Genomic DNA, 22,427 nt, shown 5'->3' with positions numbered 1-22,427 from the left:
TTGATGGCGCAGTACCAGCGCAACGAGCATTGTCAAGATCTTTAAATATTCCTGCGGTTTTAATGTTACAAGAACACGGCGTAAATAATTTTTATGAAATTTTACAAAAATTCAAACTCAAAAATGTCAATAAGCATCCAAATCATTATGGATTATCGTTAATTCTTGGTGGCGCAGAAAGTAATCTTTGGGATTTATGTAGAACCTATGCCAATTTATCATCAACAATAAATTATTTCAATCAATCTAAAGGAAAATATAGAACACAAGAATTTGCCGAATTAAATTATAAAAACGAATTTACACAAGATTATGGTGATGAAAGTTATCAAAAAACCATACTTGGTGCAGGTTCTATTTATTTAACTTACAATGCAATGAAAGAAGTAAACCGTCCAGAAGGTGATGAAGCTTGGAAATTTTACGATTCGTCACTAGAACTAGCTTGGAAAACAGGAACCAGTTTTGGAAATCGCGATGCTTGGGCAATTGGCACCAATTCTAAATATGTAGTTGGCGTTTGGGTTGGCAATGCTTCTGGAGAAGGAAGACCACAACTTACTGGAGTAGAAAGTGCTGCTCCAATATTGTTTGATGTTTTTAATTTATTACCAAGAAAAAAATGGTTCAATGCACCATTAAACGATTTAGAATATGCCGAAGTTTGTACTTTAAGCGGACATTTAGCACAAGACGATTGCCCAAAATCAACCCAATTAATTAATAAAAAAGGATTAAAAACAACTATTTGTAACTATCATAAGTTAGTACATCTTGACATTACAGAACAATTTAGAGTAAACAGCAGTTGCGAAAATATAGACAATATAGTCAACAAAAAATGGTTTGTTTTGCCGCCAGTTATGGAATATTATTATAAAAGTTTGCATATAGATTACAAACCATTACCACCATTTAGACCAGATTGTATGCAAACCCAACAAGCGTCAATGGATTTTATTTATCCAAAAACCAATAGTAAAATTTACTTAACCAAAGGTTTCGATAGTAAAATTCAGCCAGTGATATTTAAAGTAGCACATTCCAATAAAGAAGCCAAATTGTATTGGTATGTAGACAATGTGTACAAAGGCACAACCCAAACCTTTCACGAAATGCAAGTAGAAGCCAACACCGGAATTCACTATATTACGGTTACAGATGAATTTGGAAATGAAATTAAGCGAAAAGTGGAGTTTGTTAAAGATTAAAAGTTTAGCTATTTTTTTAGAAATTAAGCTGATGTATATTAGTAGCGAATGGCTTGGGCATTTTCTATCTACCATTTTCCTGCTGTCCATTCCAATCTGCTGTTGGGGTTTTTGCGAAGCAAAAACCCCAACAGCAATAATTACATTTCTATAAGTATTAAAAATATATCTTTTTTGAAAAATTAAAGTTGTAAACTTTTTTCAATTAAGTTACATGAATCTTTACTAATTTGATAATTACTCGCTAAATTTTTAAAATTAGAAATAGAATTTTTTACCTCATCGATAATTTTATTGGCGTTTTTTATACCAAAATCAGCTGCCAAAATCATCAAATTATTAACAGTTGGATTTTTGCTTTCACCAGCAACACTTGTACTATGAAAACCATACGAAGATTGTGAAAAAGTTAAATCATAAGCAGGAGAAAATTTCCAATTTCCATCTTTATTCATTAAAAAAGAAAAGTTTTTACTATGATCATCTCTATTGTGTGCCAAAATATTAAATACAGCTAACCTATATATTTTTTCGTAGGCATTAAAGTCTTTCTCAAGTATAAAAGCACAATCCATAATATGACCATAATCAATAGTGCTCATTCTAAAATTATCATGCAACAATCCAGCAACCGAATGTAAATGTAACTTTTCATTAGTAATTCTATCAAACCTCTTGCTTCCAAATAAAAATTTTCCGCTTTTAGTTTTAAATATTTTAAAATCGGCTACTTCAATGCCACTGTTTTGTGCCATTTGATTATATGTAAATTCAATTAAGCCACTATCATATAAATCATATGTTGATGGAAATTTAATTATCCAATGTTCAAAACCATCTGGAAAAATTGATTGTCCCGAAATTATTTCATCTGTTAATGAATTATAACCTACTAGAATTTTGGGTCTTGCACCACCAGAAGAACCGCCAAGTTGAAACAACTCATCAATAACATCTTGAGAATTTCCTTTTAAAATTACCTCAACCTCATTCGATATTAAATCTAAATCTACTTTTATATTTGTAGTTTGTATTTCATTTTCAGGTTCATAAGAAATTGCTCCCATACTGTTAGAATCTAAATAACTTAGTCTATCTAATGAACTTATTTCGTTTAAAGAAACCCCTAAAGATTGTAGTTTTCTATCCAATAATAGTTTTCCCCAACCATCAGGAATTGAGTCAGAAAAAACACCAAAAAGTCCATCAAGATGTAATTCTTTTGGAGTTATAATATCTGGAGTTAACTTCATTTTAAATGGTGAAATTTCAATTCCTTTGATAAGAAATTCTACATCGTATTTAAAATAAATTAACCCTTTTTCTAAGATCATTTCACCAATTCTATCTTTAGAATTGCCAAGATTTAAAAAAACATTTATTTTTTGAATTTTCATCTTTTTATCTGGTAAATAATTTTTCAACTACTTTTAATTCAGTGTCAATTTTAAAAACCAAATCAAAATCATCAAGTCTATTAAATAAGTTTGCTAATTTTAATAGTGATTCTAAAGAAATTTGAGAAGTGTTTTCAAATCTTTTTATACTTCCTAAAGAAACACCAGATTTTTGCGCTAATAAGGTTTGAGAATATTTTTTATCTTTTCTTAATTCTCTAAATTTTGAAGCTAATTCTTTTTGTGTATCTACTGGTAATTTAATGTTATTGTATTTATTCATAATAAACTAATATAATAGCCAAATATAATATTTTTTTAGTAAAATAACTTATATATTAACTACAAATGTACTATTGAATAGGTCTTATCAGTATTAAATTTTTATATATCAAAAAAAGTATACTAATTTTAATCACATTTTATTCATTTTTGGTAAGCTAACTTTATATAGAATTTCTTAATAAATATCTTTTTTCAATACTATCTTAAGAAATTTAATTTGAATAAATTAGTAGTAAATGTTGATCGCACAAAAAAACCGCCAATCAAAAGAAAGACGGTTTAAATTTTTAATATTTTTAGAATAAATATTATCCTAAAGCTGCTCTTTTAAATCCAGATACAGTTAGGTTAGCATCTACAGATTTAATGTAATTAGCCACACTCATTGAACTGTCTTTAATATAATCTTGGTTTACTAAAGTGTTGTCTTTAAAGAAACGACCAAGTTTACCTTTGGCAATATTTTCAATCATTGCTTCTGGTTTTCCTTCTTGACGAAGTAAATCTTTAGCAATTTCTATTTCTTTAGCAACAGTATCAGCATCAACTCCATCTTCGTTTAATGCAATTGGGTTCATTGCTGCAGCTTGCATTGCAACATTTCTAGCAGCTTCGTCAGCACCAGCAACATTTGAAGAAAGCGCAACTAATGTTGCAATTTTATTACCAGAGTGAATGTAAGATCCAATAAAAGCTCCAGATAATTTTTCGAAAGTTCTAATTTCTAATTTTTCTCCAATAACTCCTGTTTGCTCAATTAATTTATCAGCAACAGTAATTCCATTGAAATCAGAAGCTAAAAATTCTTCTTTAGTATTGAAGTTTAATGCTAAATTAGCCATTTCAGTAGCCATTTTAACAAAATTTTCGTTCATTCCAACAAAGTCAGTTTCACAATTTAATGTAATAACTACACCTTCTGTTTTGTCTGCATTTACAACTGCAATAGCTGCGCCTTCTGTAGATTCTCTGTCAGATCTGTTTGCAGCAACCTTTTGACCTTTTTTTCTAAGGTTTTCAATTGCTAAATCAAAATCTCCATCAGATTCTACTAATGCTTTCTTGCAGTCCATCATTCCTGCACCTGTTATTGTTCTTAATTTATTTACGTCTGCAGCAGTAATTGTTGCCATTTTTTTTTTTTTAAAGTTTAACTATTTTTTGTAAAAAAATAAATTCCAAATCTAAAATTCCAAATTCCAACTTTAATAGCGTATCAATTAAATGATAACTTTTGGAATTTGGAATTTAAAATTTGGAAATTTAACTGTTTTTATTCTTCAGATTTAGTTTCTTCTGTTGCTGAAACTTCTTCAGTTGCTACAGCTTCAACAACTGGAGTTTCTTCTTTAGTTACAACTTCTTCAGCTACTTCTTCTTCTGCAACCACTTCTTGAGTATCATCTCCTTCTTTTTCAGAAGTTCTATTAGCCAATCCGTCTTTTACAGCGTCTGTTACTAAAGTTAGAATTTTATCGATAGATTTAGAAGCATCATCATTAGCTGGTATAACATAATCTACTTCACGTGGATCAGAGTTAGTATCAACCATTGCGAAAACTGGAATGTTTAATTTTTGTGCTTCTTTAATTGCGATATGTTCTGCTTTAATATCAACTACAAATAATGCAGATGGAAGTCTAGACATGTCTACTATTGAACCTAAATTTTTATCTAATTTTGCTCTTAAACGATCTACTTGTAAACGCTCTTTCTTAGAAAGTGTCATGAAAGTACCATCTTTTTTCATTCTATCAATAGTTGCCATTTTTTTTACAGCTTTTCTAATAGTAATAAAATTTGTTAGCATTCCACCAGGCCATCTTTCTGTAATGTAAGGCATATTACAAGCTGCAGCTTTTTCTGCAACGATGTCTTTAGCTTGTTTTTTTGTAGCTACAAATAAAATTTTTCTTCCAGATGCGGCAATTTTTTTCATTGCTTCACTAGCTTCTTCAATTTTTGCAGCTGTTTTATATAGATTGATAATGTGAATTCCATTACGTTCCATATAAATGTAAGGCGCCATATTTGGATCCCATTTGCGAGTCATGTGTCCAAAATGTACACCTGCTTCTAATAATTCTTTAACGTCAATTTTGTTTGCCATTGTGTAATAGTTTACGTTCCGTGATTAGCAATGCGTCACCTTTTTCGCTTTAAGAATTTCTTTAAGACTTTGGACTGCATTTCGATGCTAAACTAATTCCTTAATTTATAAAAAAGGAATATCGACAACTTGTTTTTAAATTCAATTTTTTATTCTGAGTCTGAATTAATTTCAGACTTTCAGAATCTGTTTGTAATAATTCGCAGTTTCCTGAAAAGCATCTGAAACGTGTTCAAATATAATTTCAAAAAAATACTAAAGAATCTGAAACAAGTTCAGATTGAAGTTCAGTATTAACGTTTAGAGAATTGGAATCTCTTACGTGCTTTTTTCTGACCGAATTTTTTACGTTCTACCATTCTTGGATCTCTTGTAAGTAATCCTTCTGGTTTTAAGATAGCTCTGTTTCCTTCGCCAACTTCACACATTACTCTTGCCAAAGCCATTCTTACTGCTTCTGCTTGACCTGTTGAACCACCACCATAAACATTAACTTTTACGTCATAATTGGTAACGTTTTCTGTCATTGTCATTGGTTGTAATACTTTGTACTGTAAAGTTGCAGTTGGAAAGTAAGTTGCAAACGGTTTTTTGTTAACTGTGATTTGTCCTGTTCCTTCTTGAACATAAACACGTGCTACGGCACATTTTCTTCTACCGATTTTGTGAATAACTCCCATTATTTTAAGTCGTTAAGGTTTACGGTTTTTGGTTTTTGAGCTACGTGAGTATGCTCTGAACCAACATTTACATTTAAGTTGCGGAATAATTGTGCGCCTAATTTATTTTTAGGTAACATTCCTTTTACAGCTTTTTCTACTAATAATGCAGGGTTTTTTTGTTGCATAATTTTAGCAGTTAAACTTCTTTGTCCTCCAGGATAACCTGTGTGACGAATGTATGTTTTTTCGTCAAGTTTGTTTCCTGTAAGGTTAATTTTCTCTGAGTTGATAACAATTACGTTATCTCCACAGTCAACGTGTGGTGAATAACTTGGCTTGTATTTACCTCTTAATAGCATTGCTACTTTAGAAGCAAAACGACCTAAGTTATGACCTTCAGCATCTACAACAATCCACTCTTTGGTAATAGTGGCTTTGTTGGAAGAAACTGTTTTGTAGCTTAATGCGTCCATAATATTATTTTAATTAAACATTCCATTCCTAATTAAAGGAGTGCAAAAGTACGATTATTTATTAGATTTACAAAATTGATTTTTAAATTTATTAGTATTTTGAAATTTAGCATGTTACAAAAGGTTTATGATGTGTTTTTAGCCCAGAACGAAATGGCATCCTTTCTTGTTTTTTTTAACAAGAAAGATATAATGTAGTGCTGGAATAGGGTTTGTAGATAAAGCCCAAGCCATTGTGCTACTGATACTAATGAGCACAAGTTCTAGAAAAATAATTTTATAAAGTTTTTTACATTTATATTTTCTATTTTTACATTTCTAAATTATACTTATGAAGTCTAAAGCCACGTTAAAACAAATTGCTAAAGAACTTGGAGTTTCTGTTTCTACGGTTTCTAAGGCGTTAAATGACAGTCCAGAAATTAGCGAACCAACCAAAAAAAGAATTCAGGAATATGCTAAATTAAAAAATTACAAGCCCAATGTTATTGGTTTGAATTTAAAAAATAGATCTACAAAGACTATTGGTGTTATTATTCCGAATATTTTAAATTCGTTTTTTGCAAAGGTTTTTAGTGGCATTGAAAAGGTTGCCGATGAAAAAGGGTATAAAGTAATTACTTGTATTAGTAACGAAAGTCTTGAAAAAGAAATTGGCGCATTAGAAATGTTGAGTAATGGTACAATTGATGGATTTATTTTATCGATAAGTGAAGAAGCACAAAAATTGCAACAATTTGGTCATTTTAAATCTATAATAAACGAAGGAACACCAATTGTAATGTTTGACAGAACTACTGACGAAGTAAATTGCGATAAAGTTGTTGTAGACGATTTAGACTCAGCTGTAAATGCTATGGAACATTTAATTAATACTGGATGTAAAAATATTGCTTTGTTTTCTAGTATTAATAATTTGAGCGTTGGCAAACTTAGGGCAAAAGGTTTTTATAAAGCATTTGAAAATAAAGTTCTTAAAGTGAATGAGAATTTAATTATTTTAACAGATACGTCTGAAGAATTTGACCAAAAAATTAAAGATTTTTTTAATAAAAATGAGTTCGATGGAGTTTTTGCTGTAGACGAACACGCATCGGTAATGGCAATGAAACATGGTATTAAAAAAGGATATAAAATTCCAGAAGAATTATCAATAATAGGTTTTGCAGATGGATTGTGGAGTAGAAGAATGACGCCAAGTTTATCTACAGTAAGCCAACATGGTCCAGAAATTGGTGAAGTTGCTGCGACAATGTTAATAGAAAAACTAGAAAGTAAGGATGAAGAATATACTTATAGAACAACAGTTATTAAAACTGAATTACGACAAAGAGAATCTACGAAGAAGTTGTAAATTTTGTTAAATTTTAATCTTTCAGTAAGTTAACGTTAAATTGAAACAAAAGTTTTATAAATTTGTGAATTATATATACTATATGAAAAGAATTTTTACATTATTTGTGTGCTTATTATTTAGTTTAGGTTTTTCTCAAGAAAAATTAAATGTTTTTGATATTGGCAGAAAAGGAACGGTTGAACAGGCCAAAGAAATTTTAAAAACTAATATAAAAGCATTTAATGTTGTAAATGATGAAGGTTATTCGCCTTTGGTACTTGCTTGCTACAGAGGAAACAATGAAGTTGCAAAATTTTTAATAGAAAATGGTAGCGATATAAACGGCAATAGCAAAATGGGAACACCATTAATGGCAAGTATTGTTAAAGGAAATAATGAAATTGCTAAATTACTTATAGAAAATAAAGCGGATGTAAATAGTACTGATGCAAATGGAACAACAGCATTAATATATGCAACAAATTTTAAAAATTACGAAATTGTAAGCTTGTTAATAAAAGCTGACGCAGATTATAATAAAGAAGACAACAGAGGAAACTCGGCATTAGAATATGCAATTCTCCTTAACGACGATAAATTAATTGAAACACTAAAAAATAAAAAGCTATGAAAAAAATTACTTTAAACTTATTAACTTTAATGTTTGTCTCGACAATGCTTGGGCAAACATTTTCTACTGGAACTATTCAATTTTATCCAGAATATGGTGTAAAAATTGATGTAACACCAACATTGGTTACCTTAACTCAAACAATGCCAAGTGATAGATGGTACGCACTAGCATTTAATAACAACAGTATGAGTTCTGGAGATATAATTGCATTTATCAATACTGCAAATATTTCTGATAGACAATTAGGTGGATTTGGAGTTCCGTCTGCAGATGCTATTCAAAGTTGGACAACTACATCTAATACAACAACTGGCACAGTTAGAACAGTTGTTTCTACAAGAGCATTAAATACTGGCGAAGCTGGAGATTATGTTTTTAGCGCTTCTGCCGGATCTATAAATTTAGCATGTTCAAGATCTGCAAGTGCAAGTTTTGGATTAGCACCACATGGTGGTTCTGCAAATGCGGTTACTACTGCAGCTTATGGTTTAACATTAGCTAATGATTCTTTTAATATTGAATCTTTTAAAATGTATCCAAATCCAGCCAAAGGTTTTACAAATATTGAATTGCCTACAAATGTAGATTTTGGTTCGGTTAAAATTTATGATACATTAGGAAGAGTTGTAAAAAATCAAGAAATTACAACTACATCAAATGAAATTTCTACCTCAGATTTAAATACTGGAACATACATGGTAGTTCTAAGAACTGATTATGGAAATGCTACTAAATCTTTAGTTGTAGAGTAATTAAAACTTATAAAACAAAAAAAGCTAGAAATTACTTCTAGCTTTTTTTATGTTTAAATTGAAAAATTTATTCTTTTGTTAATACGTTTTCCATTCCACCTTGTTTTAATGTAAAGGAATTTTCTGCAAATATCATTTTAATTCCTGCACCTGAATAATAAAATTCTTTATCATTTTTTGCACTTAAAGGAAAAGAACCTTGACCAGTTGCTTGTGCTGTTAATTCGCCATTAGTTGTTGTAATTGTAACTTTCATTGGAAAAGTCTTGCTAGAATATACACCAACATATTTTTGTAAAATGACATCGTCAATAATTAGTTTAGTTAAATCTGGAAAAGCGTAGTCTTTATTGTAGTACAAACTTAAAATGCCAATCATAATATCATTTCTATTATAATTATCGCCATTTACAATTAATGATAAGCCAAATTTTTCTTCAACATTGTAACCAACAACTGCTCTAAAACTTTCAATTCCGCCAGTATGACCATAGAATTTTTTAGTATCAAATGGCATTGAAATCAATCCTTTACCATAATAATCCTCCATAGTTTTCATTAATTCTAATGAATTTGCAGAAACTAGTTTTCCATTAAATAATCCATGCATAAAAGTGGTTAAATCACTTGTTGTAGCAGCAATATCGCCAGCTGCATAAGCTAAAGAATTGTCCCATTCTTGGGTTTTTTCCCAAATTTTTCCGTCAAATAAATAAGAATAACTTTCATTGTTAGCACTATTTGTTTTGCCTGGAAGCAAGGTGTTTTTTAATCCTAATTTTTTAATTATTCGTTTATCTAAATTATCTGAAAAACTTTTTTTGGTTACATTTTCAAGAATTAATCCCAATAAATAATAATTAGAATTACTGTATTTATGTTTAGAATTGGGTTCGAAAGCCGATTCATATTTTGTAATTCTATCAACCATTTCTTGTTTAGAATTAAAGATGTAAATTCTATTGCCAACAGTTTCATCATCATTTAGGTAATCTGGAATTCCAGTTCTGTGGTGTAATAAATGATGAATTGTAATTTTATCAGCATTTAAAATTTTTGGATAAAAGGTTGATAACTTAGTGTCTAACGAAAATTTTTTCTCGTCTACCAATTGCATAATCATTGTTGCAGTAAAGATTTTTGTAATAGAACCAATTTTTAATTTAGAATTTTCGTCTAGTTTTTTATTGGTTTCTAAATCGGCAAAACCATATCCTTTAGCAAAAACAACTTTATTGTTTTCATTAATAGCAACTGATCCCATAAATTTATTGTTTACACTTAAAAAAGTAAGTAAACTATCAATTTTTTGGAAGTTGGTTTGTTGGGAGAATGCAAAGGAAAAAGTTAATAAAATGTAAAGTAAAATTATTTTTCTCATGGTCATGTTTTTCTTTATTAGAGTGATGCGATTGAAAATTGTTACAATTCTGAATATTATTTTTAAATTTAGGTTATCATTTCTAACAAATAGCGAAATCATAATACTCTTAGCTTTTTTTAAACTTTATGAGATTCCTACGGAATGACAACAACACTCAACTGAATACTGAAATCTAAACACTGAAACAATGCTAACCAAGAAAATTTTAACTTTGAATTTGAGGTTTTGTTATTTCAATACTTTCTGTCCAAAGAGTAAAAGGATCAAAATCTATTACTTCTTCTTTTCCCCATACAACAGTATCATATTTTACAATAACTTGATTAAAAAATGAAGCATCCTTTAATGGTTTAAATACTGGAAATTCAAGATAAGGAATAATAGAAAATTCCTTCCAGATTTTGTTTTCAAATTCCAATTCTAATGTGAAATTAGGTTTAGGAATAACAGATATTATTTTAGGAAACATAACTAATTATCTTAAAGGTTCAATTTTAAAAATAGGTTCTCCTTTAATGGCTAAACTCCAATCCGCCATTAAATCTTCTTGACGAATTTCTATCCATGCTTTTACCAATTTTGTTTTATTAATTGGAAGTTTACCATCTAATAATTCTCCGTCTGGTATTGAAAAAACTGCTTCAAATTCATTATATTTTACGTGAATATGAGGTAAGTTGTGTTGCTTATTGTCTAAATAATACATTGAAATAATTAATCCATAAAAGAGACTTATAACAGGCATAACATTTTCTTTAATACAAAGTTACAAAATTATTTTTCAAACAAATCTATTATTTTATTTTCAATAATTAAACTCATAATGATTAGATTAGTAGGTTGTTACGGAATGACAATATTATTGAATGTATAATTGATTTTAAAATTGAAAAATGATTTTTAGAAATTATTTTAAAAGATTCCTAAGGAATGATAACTTTATGTATATTTTAAACTGAACACTAAAATCTGAACACTGAATACTTTTCTAATGTGCTTCCAACCAATTCTCACCAATTCCAATTTCAACATCTAAAGGAACATCCATTAAAAAGGCATTTTCCATTTCATGTTTTATCATTGGTTGAATTTTTTCTAATTCAGAGTTATGAACGTCAAAAACCAATTCATCGTGAACTTGAAGTAACATTTTAGATTTCCAGTTTCCTTCGGAAAGTTTTTTATGAATATTAATCATCGCAATTTTGATAATATCGGCAGCACTTCCTTGAATTGGTGCGTTTACCGCATTTCGTTCAGCGCCACTTTTTACCATCATATTGGCAGAATTAATGTCTTTTAAATAACGTCTTCTTCCTAAAACCGTTTGCACATAACCATTTTCTCTTGCAAAATCTACTTGATCTTGCATGTATGATTTTAATTTTGGATACGTTTGATAATAAGCATCAATCAACTCAGCAGCTTCTTTTCGCGAAAGCGATGTTTGATTACTTAATCCAAATGCAGAAACACCATAAATAATTCCGAAATTCACGGTTTTGGCATTGCTACGTTGTTCTTTTGTAACGTTTTCTAACGGAACATTAAATACTTTTGCAGCTGTAGATTTATGAATATCTTCATTATTTTTAAAAGCCAAAATCATATTTTCTTCGCCAGAAAGTGCAGCTATAATTCTAAGTTCTATTTGAGAATAATCGGCAGAAACTAAAGTATAATTTTCATCTCTAGCAATAAATGCTTTTCTAATTAATCTACCTTTTTCACTTCGAATAGGAATGTTTTGCAAGTTTGGATTGTTAGAACTTAATCGACCTGTTGCTGCAACAGTTTGCATATAATCTGTGTGAACGCGACCAGTTTTTTTATCAACTTGATTCGGCAAAGCATCAATATAAGTACTTTGTAATTTTACCATTTGACGCCATTCAAGAATGTCTTTTACAATTTGATGTTCGTTGGCTAAATAAGAAAGTACTTCTTCGCCAGTTGCATATTGACCAGTTTTCGTTTTCTTTTGTTTCGCTCCGCCAATTTTCATTTTGTCAAATAAAACTTCGCCCAATTGTTTCGGTGAAGCCAAATTGAATTTCTCGCCAGCAGTTTCATTTATTTTTTGTTCCAATTGAGAACTTTCTTTAGCCATTTCAACCGACATTTCTTTTAAGAAAGGAACGTTAAGATTTATTCCTTCTAATTCCATTGCTGCCAAAACTGGAATTAATGGAATTTCGATTTCATCAAATAATTTTTTGGTTTCGGCTTTGTCTAAAATCGGACTGAAATTTTGTTTTAATTGATAAGTAACATCTGCATCTTCAGCAGCATATTCTTTAATTTCTTCAATCGAAACATCGCGCATTGATTTTTGATTTTTACCTTTTTTTCCAATCAAATCTTCAATAGATTTTGGCGAATATTTTAAATAAGTTTCAGATAAAACATTCATATTGTGACGCATATCTGGATTTATCAAATAATGGGCAATCATAGTATCAAATAATTTTCCTTTTATTTGAACTCCATAATGTGATAGAATTTTTAAATCATATTTTATATTCTGACCAATTTTTTCGATAGTTTCACTTTCAAAAAATGGCTTGAATTTATCAACTAAAACCTGAGCTTCGTCTTGATTTTCTGGAAAAGGAAGGTAAAATGCTTTTCCTTTTTCAAATGAGAAAGATAGTCCAACAAGTTCTGCATTCAAGGCATCAATTCCTGTAGTTTCTGTATCAAAACATACCGAAGTTTGATTCATCAAATTCTGAATAAACAATTTTAATCCTAAATCGCCTTGAATAATTTGGTATAAATGTTCCGTATTTGATAAATCAGCATAATGTGAATTGGTTTTTTCTTCGCCACTTTGTTCATCAGAAAATCCGAATAAATCAAATTGATCTTCGTTAGATTTTTTTGCTGGAACTTTTTTTATTGGTTGTTCAATTTCTAAATTTTCGTCAACAGCAGTAGGATTATACAGTTTATCAAACTGTGTTTTCATTTGACGAAATTCTAATTTTAAAAATAATTCATCAGTTTTTTCAACATCAGGATGCGATAATTCATACTCTTTTTCATTAAAAGTAACAGGACAATCTAGTAATATTGTTGCCAATTTTTTAGATAAAATTCCTTTTTCTTTATTGGCTTCAATTTTATCTTTCAAAGCACCTTTTAGCTTGTCTGTATTTGCTAAAAGATTTTCCATAGAACCAAATTCTTTCAACAATTTCTTGGCTGTAACTTCGCCAACGCCAGGTAAACCCGGAATATTATCGGCAGCATCGCCCATCATTCCTAGAAAATCTATAACTTGTTCTGGTCGTTCTATTTCAAAGCGTTTTAAAACTTCTGGAATTCCCCAAATTTCTATGTCATTACCCATTCGTGCTGGTTTGTACATAAAAATATTTTCTGAAACCAATTGTGCAAAATCTTTATCTGGCGTAACCATAAAAACTTGATAATTTTCTTTTTCGGCTTGCTTTGCAATAGTTCCAATTAAATCATCGGCTTCAATACCAGCAACTTCTATAATTGGAATGTGCATTGCCTTTAAAATTTCTTGAATGTATGGTACAGCAATTTTTATAGCTTCTGGAGTTTCATCTCTGTGCGCTTTATATTCTTGATACATTTCATATCTAACATCGCTTCCGCCTTTGTCAAATGCTACTGCTAAATGATCTGGTTTTTCACGTTTTATTACATCCATCAAGGCATTCATAAATCCCATAATGGCAGATGTATCCATTCCTGTTGAAGTAATTCTTGGGTTTTTTATAAAGGCAAAATAACCACGAAATATTAGTGCGTATGCGTCTAGAAGAAAAAGGCGTTTTTGTGACATTGTTGTAATTTAAAAAGTAATTGAAATTCCGAAACCGTTAGAATTAGAAATAAAATTGGTTGAATCTATTGTAAAACTTGTTTTTGGATTTTTAAAATCGTTATTTATTAAGTCTAATGATTTTTTTATTTTTTTAGAAAATCCAATTTTTATTGGAATTGCAATTATTACTAATCCAGCTCCAATAAATAGTAAAGTATTAGAGTAAGTTTTAGAATTTGTTACTATTATTGGTTGACCAAATGATCCATAACCAACAATTTGTGTTGAAAATTTAGTTTGAGTAGAATTATATATAAATTTTCCAATAAATGTTGTAGTTCCTACCCACAAAAAAATATTTCCAACTGTTTTTTTAGATCTTCCAGCGTTGAATAATTGTAAAGCTTCTGGATTGGGTTGAAGTAAAGTTCTTACTTCATCGGAAGTTAATTTTTCTGAATTAGAATTATAAACTCTTCCACCACTTTTAAAAGTTAATTGTTCTTGGGAAAAATTTAAAAAAGGTAAGGCAAACAAAAAAAGGCAGATAATTTTTTTCATAAAATGTAAAATTGATTTGTAACAAAAATAGTTTATTTTTATAATTATCAGTTTATAAACATTAACTAAAATTTATGTTTTACAAGAATAATGATTTTTACTTTTGTTAAAATTTTTTAAAAGATGTTACTTCGCTTACTAATTCTCTTTATAGTTATCTCAATTATAGAAATCTACGCTTTTCAAGCCGTTCGTACTTTTACAAAAGTAAGATGGGTTTTAATTGCATATACTTTAATTTCATTGTTGGTTATAGCTTTTATTTTTTATCAATTTACAAAATTTGATAGAAGCGTTGGGCAAACGCAGATGACAATGTTTACAATGGGAGTTTTAATTTTGGTATTAGTTCCAAAATTAATTTTAACTATTTTTATGTTGCTTGAAGATGTTTACAGAGTTTTCTTTGGAATTATTACTCACTTTATGGGCGATAACGATAATGGAACTTTTTTGCCAGATAGAAGAAAATTTGTTTCTCAAATTGCGCTAGGTATTGCTGCTGTTCCGTTTTTGTCTTTAATTTACGGAATGACAATTGGAAAATACAATTATAGAGTACTGAAGCAAACCTTGTTTTTTGAAGATTTGCCAAATGATTTTGACGGTTTTAAAATTACACAAATATCTGATGTTCATAGCGGAAGTTTTGACAATCCAGAGAAAATTAGTTACGCAATAGATTTGGTAAACGAGCAAAATTCAGATATGATTTTGTTTACTGGCGACATTGTAAATACGCATGCTAACGAAATGCATCCTTGGATTGAAACGTTTAATAAAATTCAAAAACACAAATATGGAAAATTTTCTGTTTTAGGAAATCACGATTATGGTGAATATATAGATTGGTCATCGGCAGATGCAAAAGCTGAAAATTTTGAAGGAATAAAAAAATTATATACAGATATTGGATTTAATTTATTGTTAAATCAAAATGTAAAAGTTAAAAAAGGAACTTCAGAAATTGCAATTGTTGGAGTAGAAAATTGGGGTCACAATTTTAAAAAAGCTGGCGATATTAATTTGGCATCAAAAGATTTAAAGAAAGAAGATTTTAAAATTTTAATGAGTCACGATCCAAGTCATTGGGAATATGAAATTAAAAATCACCCAAAACATTTTCATTTAACTCTTTCTGGACACACACACGGATTTCAATTTGGCATAGAAATTCCAGGAATTATAAAATGGAGTCCAGTAGAATATGTTTATAAACAATGGGCAGGTTTGTATGAAAATTTAGGGAAATATATTTATGTAAATAGAGGTTTTGGGTTTCACGCTTATCCAGGAAGAGTTGGAATATGGCCAGAAATTACTGTAATTGAACTAAAAAAAGGTAAAAGTGTAGTATAATTAATGAAATATAGTACATTTGTATATTAATTTTCTTTTTTACTTAAAAAAAAGAGTATAAATATTTTGGTTTTATGTCAAAATTTGGAGAACTTATAAGTGCTCAAGTTCCAGTGTTAATAGACTTCTATACAGAATGGAACGAGTCGTCTGTGTCAATGCATCCTGTAATTAGAGATGTAGCTGCGGCACTTGGTGATAAAGCAAAAGTAATAAAAATTGATGTGGATAAGAATCAAGAATTGGCAGAAGCGCTAAGAATTAAGGGTTTGCCTACACTTATGATTTATAAAGAAGGTCAAATGGTGTGGAGACAATCTGGCGAGTTAGATGCTAATACTATTATTGGTTTAGTCCAAGAGCAGGTTTAGTTTTTTTATTTTTTAGATTTTTTTATTTAGAGTAATTCGATTGGTATTGATGATTTTTAATTTTAATCTTCAATAAACAGTTGGCTAATTCTATAACAAATTAAATAAATCATCACTTTAAATTTATGAAGTTATTATATTTATTTCTAATCTTAATTACGTTTAATTCTAATGAAGAGAAGAATTCTAAAATTTCTGATTTCAACAAAGAAATAAAACTTTTAGAAATTCCTAAAAAGAATAAATTAATTGTAGATAATGTTAAGAAATATGGTCCAGAAATTTCCTCTACATATGAAAAAGCAGTTTGTACTGAATTATTAATAAAGATAGTAGAAAAAAGTCAAGACTTAAATTCTATTGATAAAAAAAGAATTAGAATTATTACAAATCAAAATATTCAAGAATTATTAAAGAAAGATTCTAAAATTCCGAAAGGAATATATTTCGCACTCATTGAAAAAGGAGTTGGAATAGCAATTGATAATAAAAATGAAGTTTGTGAAGGTGATTTTGTTCAATTTTGGACAGAAACTTGGGGACATTGTGGTATTGTAAAGTCTATTAATCCAGACCAAAATGAAATGGAATTGTATTCGTCTTTTCCATCAACTAATGGTTATGGAATACAAAAATTTAATATTCCAAAATATTCTTTTTTTGTAAGATTGAAATAAAAAAATTAAACAATCCTATCACAAACAAAACCTTTTTCACTTAAAAACTCCAAAGTTCTAGGCAAAACATATTCCAAATTTGTAAATGCTTTTTGGCTATCGTGAAAAACAATTATACTTCCAGATTTTACATTTTTTAATACATTTTCTAGACATTCTTCTTTAGAAATTGCAGGGTCAAAATCATACGAAATAACATCCCACATTATAATTTTATATCCTAATTTTCTAAGAATTTTAGATTGTGATGGTTTTATTTTTCCATAAGGAGGACGGAAAAGAGTTTCGAGTTTTGAGTTTTGAGTTTCGAGTTCTTGAAATTGCTTTGAATTGTTAGTATTAATTTCTAAGGTATTTTGACATTGTTTTACATTTTCAAAATAGATGTTATTTTCTGTTTTCCATCCATTTAAATGATTAAAAGTATGGTTTCCAACAGCATGTTTGCTAGAAATTATTTTTTGATAAATGGCTGGAAACTTATTTACATTATCGCCAATGCAAAAAAATGTGGCTTTGGCATTGTGTTTTTCTAACAATTTTAAAGTCCATTCTGTAATTTCTGGTGTTGGTCCATCGTCAAATGTTAAGTATACTTTATTTTCAGCATTAGGAATATCCCAAATGTAATTTGAGAATATTTTTTTGATAATGCGGTGTGTTTTTATCCAACGGAAATTCATATTCAAATATAAAAAAAAATGTGCCAAAAGAAATTTCTGTTGGCACATTTTATTGTTTTAAAAATTTGACTTAGTCAATTTCTCCTTCATATTCTGGAAACATTTTACTGTAAGAACTAAATATTGCTAAATTTTTATTTAAGAAATCAATATCGCCATTGTCTTTCATTATTTTTAATAATGATTTGTAACGGTATAAATCGGTCATAATTTCTGAAACAATATAACTTTTATCAGATGGTTTAAACGTTTTATAATACTTTAAATGTTCTTGGTATTTTACCATCAATTCACCAAGTAATTTTCTGGCTTTTTCTTTTTCATTTACTTTGTAAAGTCCATCTGCAAATGGATCAATTGTAGAATAATACATATAATAATCTATTGGCATTTTTTCTAAAGCAAGATTTATAACTTTTTTGGCTTTGTCGTTTTTGCCTTCTTTTATTAATTGGTACATCAATCTTGACAGATTATTTCTACTTGAAATACTATTTTTTCTAGTTTCTGTATCGTGGTAAATTTTCTTGCTTTCGCCATTTCCCCAATCCCATTTCATAACAGTTGTGTATAATTTTTCAGAATCAATTTGTCCCATATCTGGATAATTTTCTTCTTTGTACACATTTTTTATTGGCACAAGTTTATACACCATTCCGTCCAATTGTAGATAATCTTTCATCCATAAATAATCATCATTTGCAAAACTTCCCGGACTAAAATAGGTTGCTCTTTTCCAATTGTTATTTGCTAAAACTTCTAGCATCATTAATCGGTTTTTGTACAATGCGCCACCTTCAATATCTATATCAATGTAAGGAACAATAGAATCGTAATATCTAGGATTAACAACTTTATTAGCAATTACCGAATTTTTATCAACTGGAATTCTAATTTTGTTGGTTGGTAAAAAATGCAATTTCATACCACTTTGCATTTCTACCATCGTTTCTTCTCTATCGCTTTTAGCAAAATTTAAAAAGTCTTTAATATTCCAACGGTTTTCGGTTTGTTTGTCAAATAAAATTCCATCTCGCTTATCGCCAACATATTGACTTCTGTCAAAATTTATTGGTAAACCTTCGGCATTATAGGTTTTCATTTTCATTTGATCTATATACCAATCGGTCATTAATAAACTGGTACAACACAATTTAATATCTGTTCTATAACCTTCAATTTCTTGTGCATACCAAAGCGGAAAGGTATCGTTATCTCCAATCGTGTATAAAATACTGTTGGGTTCGCAAGAATCTAAATATTGTTTAGCCATTGCAATAGAAGTGTATTTGTCTGATCTATCATGGTCATCCCAGTTTTGAAACGCCATTAAACTTGGTACAGCAAGTAATGAAACTATCAAAACAATTGGTCCAGATAATCTTGGAGCTATTTTTTCTTTTACAATTTCATACAATGCAAATACTCCAAATCCTATCCAAATGGCAAATACATAAAACGATCCTACAAGAGCATAATCTCTTTCTCTTGGTTCAAATGGACGTTCGTTGAGGTAAATTTTTAATGCCAAACCTGTAAATAAAAATAAAGCTAGAAGTACATAAAAACTTTTTAAATCTCTTTGTGCGTGATACATTAATCCAATTAGGCCTAAAATAAATGGTAAGAAATAATAAAAATTTCGTCCTTTATTGTTTAAAATATCTGATGGTAAATTTTCTTGAGATCCTAAATGCAATTCATCAATAAATTTAATTCCGCTCATCCAGTTTCCGTCAAGATTATCATATCTTCCTTGAATGTCATTTTGTCTTCCTACGAAATTCCATAACAAATATCTTCCATACATGTATCCAAATTGATACTCAACCATAAAACTAAGATTGTCCCAAGTTGATGGTTTTTCAATATCTAAATATTCTCCGTAAGATTTTAAAAATGCAATGTAACCTTCTGTTCCAATTTCTTTTTTGGCATAAGCTTGTCTAAACTCAGTAACAATATCTATTAATTTCTGTTCTTCGCTGTAATCAGATTTTATAGTAAATTTTGGTGGATTAGAAAAGCTTATATATCCTTCAATATTATCGGTGCTCCACATTCTTGGTAAAATTGTTTTGTGAGCATCATCAGTATTTTGTTCAGCATTAATATAATTATTTACAATTACATATTTTCCTGATTTATAATCTCTTTCATAATTCGGTGCTTTGTCTAAATAAGGATTATTTGGATCTAAACCTGCAAACTCATCTGTAAATTGAGGACCATAAAATAACGGATTTACACCATATTGTTCTCTATTATAATACGCCAAAACCTCTGCAGCATCAGATGGTTTATTTTCATTAATTGGGGTATTTGCGTTGGCACGAATAGGAAGCATCATCCAAGTTGAAAATCCAATTAATACAAATAATATACATAGAATTATTGTGTTATAAAATGGATGCCCTTTTTCTCGTGTATATTTTAAACTAAAATAAAAGAAAGCAATAATTAATAATAGAGCAAAAATTGTTCCTGAATCAAATGGTAATCCTAAACTATTTACCATAAAAATTTCAGTCTTTCCAAAGAAAGCCATTGTGTATGGAAGTAATAACTTGAATATAAAAAGTAAAATCGCAACAATTATTATATTGGCAAGTATGAAACTTTTTACAGTAATTTTTTTGTAATTTTTAAAGTAATATAAAAATCCAATTGATGGTATTGTTAACAAAGCCATAAAGTGAACACCAAACGATAATCCTACTACTAAGCTTATCAATAACAACCATTTGTTTCCTCTTGGCGTATGCATTTCTTCTTCCCAACGCAATCCTAACCATAACAGTAATGCAATAAATAAAGTTGCCATTGCATAAACTTCTGCCTCAACTGCATTGTACCAAAAACTATCAGAAAACGTTAATGCTAACGCACCAACAAATGAACTTCCTAAAATTATAATGCTATTGTCTTTGTTAATTTCTGTATAAGAAGAAATAACCTTTTTTAATATAATTGACGATGACCAAAATAAAAATAAAACACTAAATGCGCTAGAAAAAACCGACATCATATTTACCATCAATGCAATGTACTCTTTACTTGGAGCAAATAATGCAAAAAAAGCGCCCAGCATTTGAAATAAAGGTGCACCTGGCGGATGACCAACTTGTAGTTTTGCAGCAGTAGCTATATATTCGCCACAATCCCAAAAACTCATTGTAGGTTCAACTGTAAGCGAAAATGTTACTAATGCTATTGCAAATGCTAGCCAACCAATAATTGTATTCCACTTTTTAAAGTCAAATGTTGTCATATAATGTTGAGAGGTTAATTTTTAATGCAAAGAAACTATTTTTTTGCGTAATGAAGCATTGGTTAACAAAAAATTCTAAAAAACTCAGTTGCTATAACTACAAAAAACTAAGATTAGTATGCTATAATTTAGAAAATTATAGCTATCAATAAATTATTTTGAATAAAAAAGGAGTAAATAGTTGCGTAAATTAAAATATGTAGTAAATTTGCACGCGCATTCAAGCACATATTGGTCTATGGTGTAATGGTAACACAACTGTTTTTGGTGCAGTCTTTCTAGGTTCGAGTCCTAGTAGACCAACAAAATTAATCTCACTTTTTTAAGTGGGATTTTTTTGTGTCTAATTTGGACGAGAAGTTTATGCCGATTTGATTCGGTAAGTCCTAGTAGACCAACAAAATTAATCCCACTTTTTTAAGTGGGATTTTTTTGTGACTAATTTGGACGAGAAATTTATGCCAATTTGATTCGGTAAGTCCTAGTAGACCAACAAAATTAATCTCACTTTTTTAAGTGGGATTTTTTTGTGTCTAATTTGGACAAGAATTATAGTTTGGTTTAAAAAAAAATCCAAACTCGTTAAGAATTTGGATTTATATAAAATTATAGAAATCGTTATATTTTAAAAGTCACAACTGGTCTATTGGCGTGATTTACTAAATCTTCACTTATACTTCCATTAAAGAAATGCGAAAGTCCTTTTCTGCCATGAGTGCTCATTCCAATTAAATCGGCATTTACGCTGTTTGCAAAATTTAAAATCCCTTTTTCAACATTCGTTTCATTGTATATGTGCGTTTTAACTTTACTAACATTGAAGTTAGAAACAAATTTTTTCATAATTCCTTCAGAAACTGCTGTCGATTTAAAGTTATTTGGAGTGTTAATCATAACCAAATGTAAATTTGAATCGAATTTATTGGCAAATTCTACCACTTTTTCAAATGGTTTTTTTATTTCATCAGAAAAATCAGAAGCAAATACAAAATCGTTAACATGAAAATTATCTTGTTCTTGTTTAATTATCAATACAGGAACATCTGAGTTTCTAACTACTTTTTCTGCATTAGAACCAATAAACATTTCCTTAAATCCGCTTGCACCGTGCGATCCCATTACAATTAAATCTACATTATTTTTTTTACTAATTTTTAAAATTCCGTCAAATGCCAATTCAAATTGTACAATTTCAGAAACTTTTAAACCATCTAGATATTCCTCATCCATTAAATCTTCAAGTCTTCGTATTGCTGCGTTTTTAAAGAACATAATTTCTGGTATATCGCTTCCGCTTCCAACTGCATCACTACCTTCGTGTGGTAATTCTAACATGTGAAGTAAGATAATTTCGCCACCGTTTTTTCTAGCAATTTGAGCGGCAACTTTTAAGGCATATTCAGCGTGATCCGAAAAGTCTGTAGGAATTAGAATTTTTTTCATAATTATAATAGATAAA

Annotated in this window: 20 protein-coding genes, 1 tRNA gene and 1 pseudogene; 8 read left to right on the top strand and 14 right to left on the bottom strand. The window is 29.4% G+C overall.

The genetic code is table 11. The features are described from left to right. Positions 1-1,211: pseudogene (locus ACH2BC_RS05280) on the top strand (penicillin-binding protein 1C); the annotation flags it as partial. A gap of 182 nt (positions 1,212-1,393) precedes the next feature. Here ACH2BC_RS05280 and ACH2BC_RS05275 read toward each other — a convergent pair. The 6 genes from ACH2BC_RS05275 to rplM form a co-directional block, all read right to left on the bottom strand. Continuing rightward, entirely contained in the window at positions 1,394-2,608 is a 1,215-nt protein-coding gene (locus ACH2BC_RS05275; protein ID WP_395052939.1) for a type II toxin-antitoxin system HipA family toxin, read from the bottom strand. Positions 2,609-2,612: 4 nt separating this feature from the next. Then, complete coding sequence (locus tag ACH2BC_RS05270) at positions 2,613-2,891, bottom strand: helix-turn-helix domain-containing protein (RefSeq protein WP_395052938.1); 279 nt, start codon at positions 2,889-2,891, stop codon at positions 2,613-2,615. Between the two features lie 310 nt (positions 2,892-3,201). Next, the gene (gene tsf / locus ACH2BC_RS05265; protein WP_395052937.1) at positions 3,202-4,026 is read right to left on the bottom strand and encodes a translation elongation factor Ts; all 825 of its coding nucleotides are present in this window, start codon (positions 4,024-4,026) and stop codon (positions 3,202-3,204) included. Positions 4,027-4,166: 140 nt separating this feature from the next. Next, complete coding sequence (gene rpsB / locus ACH2BC_RS05260; RefSeq protein WP_395052936.1) at positions 4,167-5,003, bottom strand: 30S ribosomal protein S2; 837 nt, start codon at positions 5,001-5,003, stop codon at positions 4,167-4,169. Between the two features lie 293 nt (positions 5,004-5,296). Next, a complete protein-coding gene (gene rpsI, locus ACH2BC_RS05255; protein ID WP_395052935.1) occupies positions 5,297-5,683 on the bottom strand; it encodes a 30S ribosomal protein S9 in 387 nt (128 codons plus the stop codon). Continuing rightward, positions 5,683-6,138, bottom strand: a complete 456-nt coding sequence (gene rplM / locus ACH2BC_RS05250; protein WP_395052934.1) for a 50S ribosomal protein L13 — start codon at positions 6,136-6,138, stop codon at positions 5,683-5,685. Before rplM ends, rpsI begins: the two co-directional genes overlap by 1 nt. Before the next feature lie 331 nt (positions 6,139-6,469). Here rplM and ACH2BC_RS05245 point away from each other — a divergent pair, with 331 nt between their 5' ends. The 3 genes from ACH2BC_RS05245 to ACH2BC_RS05235 all read left to right on the top strand — a co-directional run bounded on the left by ACH2BC_RS05245 (position 6,470) and on the right by ACH2BC_RS05235 (position 8,860). After that, positions 6,470-7,492, top strand: a complete 1,023-nt coding sequence (locus tag ACH2BC_RS05245; RefSeq protein ID WP_395052933.1) for a LacI family DNA-binding transcriptional regulator — start codon at positions 6,470-6,472, stop codon at positions 7,490-7,492. A gap of 82 nt (positions 7,493-7,574) precedes the next feature. Next, positions 7,575-8,105, top strand: coding sequence for an ankyrin repeat domain-containing protein (locus ACH2BC_RS05240; RefSeq protein ID WP_395052932.1), 531 nt, complete (start codon positions 7,575-7,577; stop codon positions 8,103-8,105). After that, positions 8,102-8,860: a T9SS type A sorting domain-containing protein gene (locus ACH2BC_RS05235; RefSeq protein WP_395052931.1), complete on the top strand. Its 759-nt coding sequence runs from the start codon at positions 8,102-8,104 to the stop codon at positions 8,858-8,860. The genes ACH2BC_RS05240 and ACH2BC_RS05235 overlap by 4 nt, the downstream gene beginning before the upstream one ends. Before the next feature lie 67 nt (positions 8,861-8,927). Here ACH2BC_RS05235 and ACH2BC_RS05230 read toward each other — a convergent pair whose 3' ends face one another. From ACH2BC_RS05230 to ACH2BC_RS05210, 5 genes are all read right to left on the bottom strand, one after another. After that, positions 8,928-10,241, bottom strand: coding sequence for a serine hydrolase domain-containing protein (locus ACH2BC_RS05230; RefSeq protein WP_395052930.1), 1,314 nt, complete (start codon positions 10,239-10,241; stop codon positions 8,928-8,930). A 208-nt stretch (positions 10,242-10,449) separates the two neighbouring features. Further along, positions 10,450-10,713: a DUF2442 domain-containing protein gene (locus ACH2BC_RS05225; RefSeq protein ID WP_395052929.1), complete on the bottom strand. Its 264-nt coding sequence runs from the start codon at positions 10,711-10,713 to the stop codon at positions 10,450-10,452. A gap of 6 nt (positions 10,714-10,719) precedes the next feature. Next, positions 10,720-10,989, bottom strand: coding sequence for a DUF4160 domain-containing protein (locus tag ACH2BC_RS05220; RefSeq protein WP_395052928.1), 270 nt, complete (start codon positions 10,987-10,989; stop codon positions 10,720-10,722). A gap of 243 nt (positions 10,990-11,232) precedes the next feature. After that, complete coding sequence (gene polA / locus ACH2BC_RS05215; protein ID WP_395052927.1) at positions 11,233-14,064, bottom strand: DNA polymerase I; 2,832 nt, start codon at positions 14,062-14,064, stop codon at positions 11,233-11,235. A 9-nt stretch (positions 14,065-14,073) separates the two neighbouring features. Further along, complete coding sequence (locus ACH2BC_RS05210; RefSeq protein WP_395052926.1) at positions 14,074-14,607, bottom strand: hypothetical protein; 534 nt, start codon at positions 14,605-14,607, stop codon at positions 14,074-14,076. Between the two features lie 123 nt (positions 14,608-14,730). Between ACH2BC_RS05210 and ACH2BC_RS05205 the strand changes: the two genes are divergently transcribed. From ACH2BC_RS05205 to ACH2BC_RS05195, 3 genes are all read left to right on the top strand, one after another. Next, positions 14,731-15,966 (top strand): metallophosphoesterase, encoded by a 1,236-nt coding sequence (locus tag ACH2BC_RS05205; RefSeq protein WP_395052925.1) that lies wholly within the window; start codon positions 14,731-14,733, stop codon positions 15,964-15,966. 74 nt (positions 15,967-16,040) lie between these two features. Then, positions 16,041-16,337 (top strand): thioredoxin family protein, encoded by a 297-nt coding sequence (locus ACH2BC_RS05200; protein WP_395052924.1) that lies wholly within the window; start codon positions 16,041-16,043, stop codon positions 16,335-16,337. Between the two features lie 125 nt (positions 16,338-16,462). Beyond that, entirely contained in the window at positions 16,463-17,014 is a 552-nt protein-coding gene (locus tag ACH2BC_RS05195; protein WP_395052923.1) for a hypothetical protein, read from the top strand. Positions 17,015-17,019: 5 nt separating this feature from the next. Here ACH2BC_RS05195 and ACH2BC_RS05190 read toward each other — a convergent pair whose 3' ends face one another. Together ACH2BC_RS05190 and ACH2BC_RS05185 are read right to left on the bottom strand one after the other, a co-directional pair. Continuing rightward, positions 17,020-17,697, bottom strand: coding sequence for a polysaccharide deacetylase family protein (locus ACH2BC_RS05190; RefSeq protein WP_395052940.1), 678 nt, complete (start codon positions 17,695-17,697; stop codon positions 17,020-17,022). A 70-nt stretch (positions 17,698-17,767) separates the two neighbouring features. After that, positions 17,768-20,968, bottom strand: coding sequence for a DUF2723 domain-containing protein (locus ACH2BC_RS05185; RefSeq protein ID WP_395052922.1), 3,201 nt, complete (start codon positions 20,966-20,968; stop codon positions 17,768-17,770). A gap of 232 nt (positions 20,969-21,200) precedes the next feature. On the opposite strand from ACH2BC_RS05185, the gene ACH2BC_RS05180 reads away from it, so the two are divergent. Then, a tRNA-Gln gene (locus tag ACH2BC_RS05180) sits at positions 21,201-21,271 on the top strand. Between the two features lie 315 nt (positions 21,272-21,586). Here the strand turns inward: ACH2BC_RS05180 and ACH2BC_RS05175 are convergent. Continuing rightward, a partial coding sequence (locus ACH2BC_RS05175) for a universal stress protein (RefSeq protein WP_395052921.1) occupies positions 21,587-22,427 on the bottom strand: 841 nt, incomplete at its 5' end.

Source organism: Flavobacterium sp. (assembly GCF_043760115.1).
Lineage (GTDB): Bacteria > Bacteroidota > Bacteroidia > Flavobacteriales > Flavobacteriaceae > Flavobacterium.
Note: the sequence above shows the minus strand (reverse complement) of the source record. Positions and strands in the feature narration are given on the sequence as shown.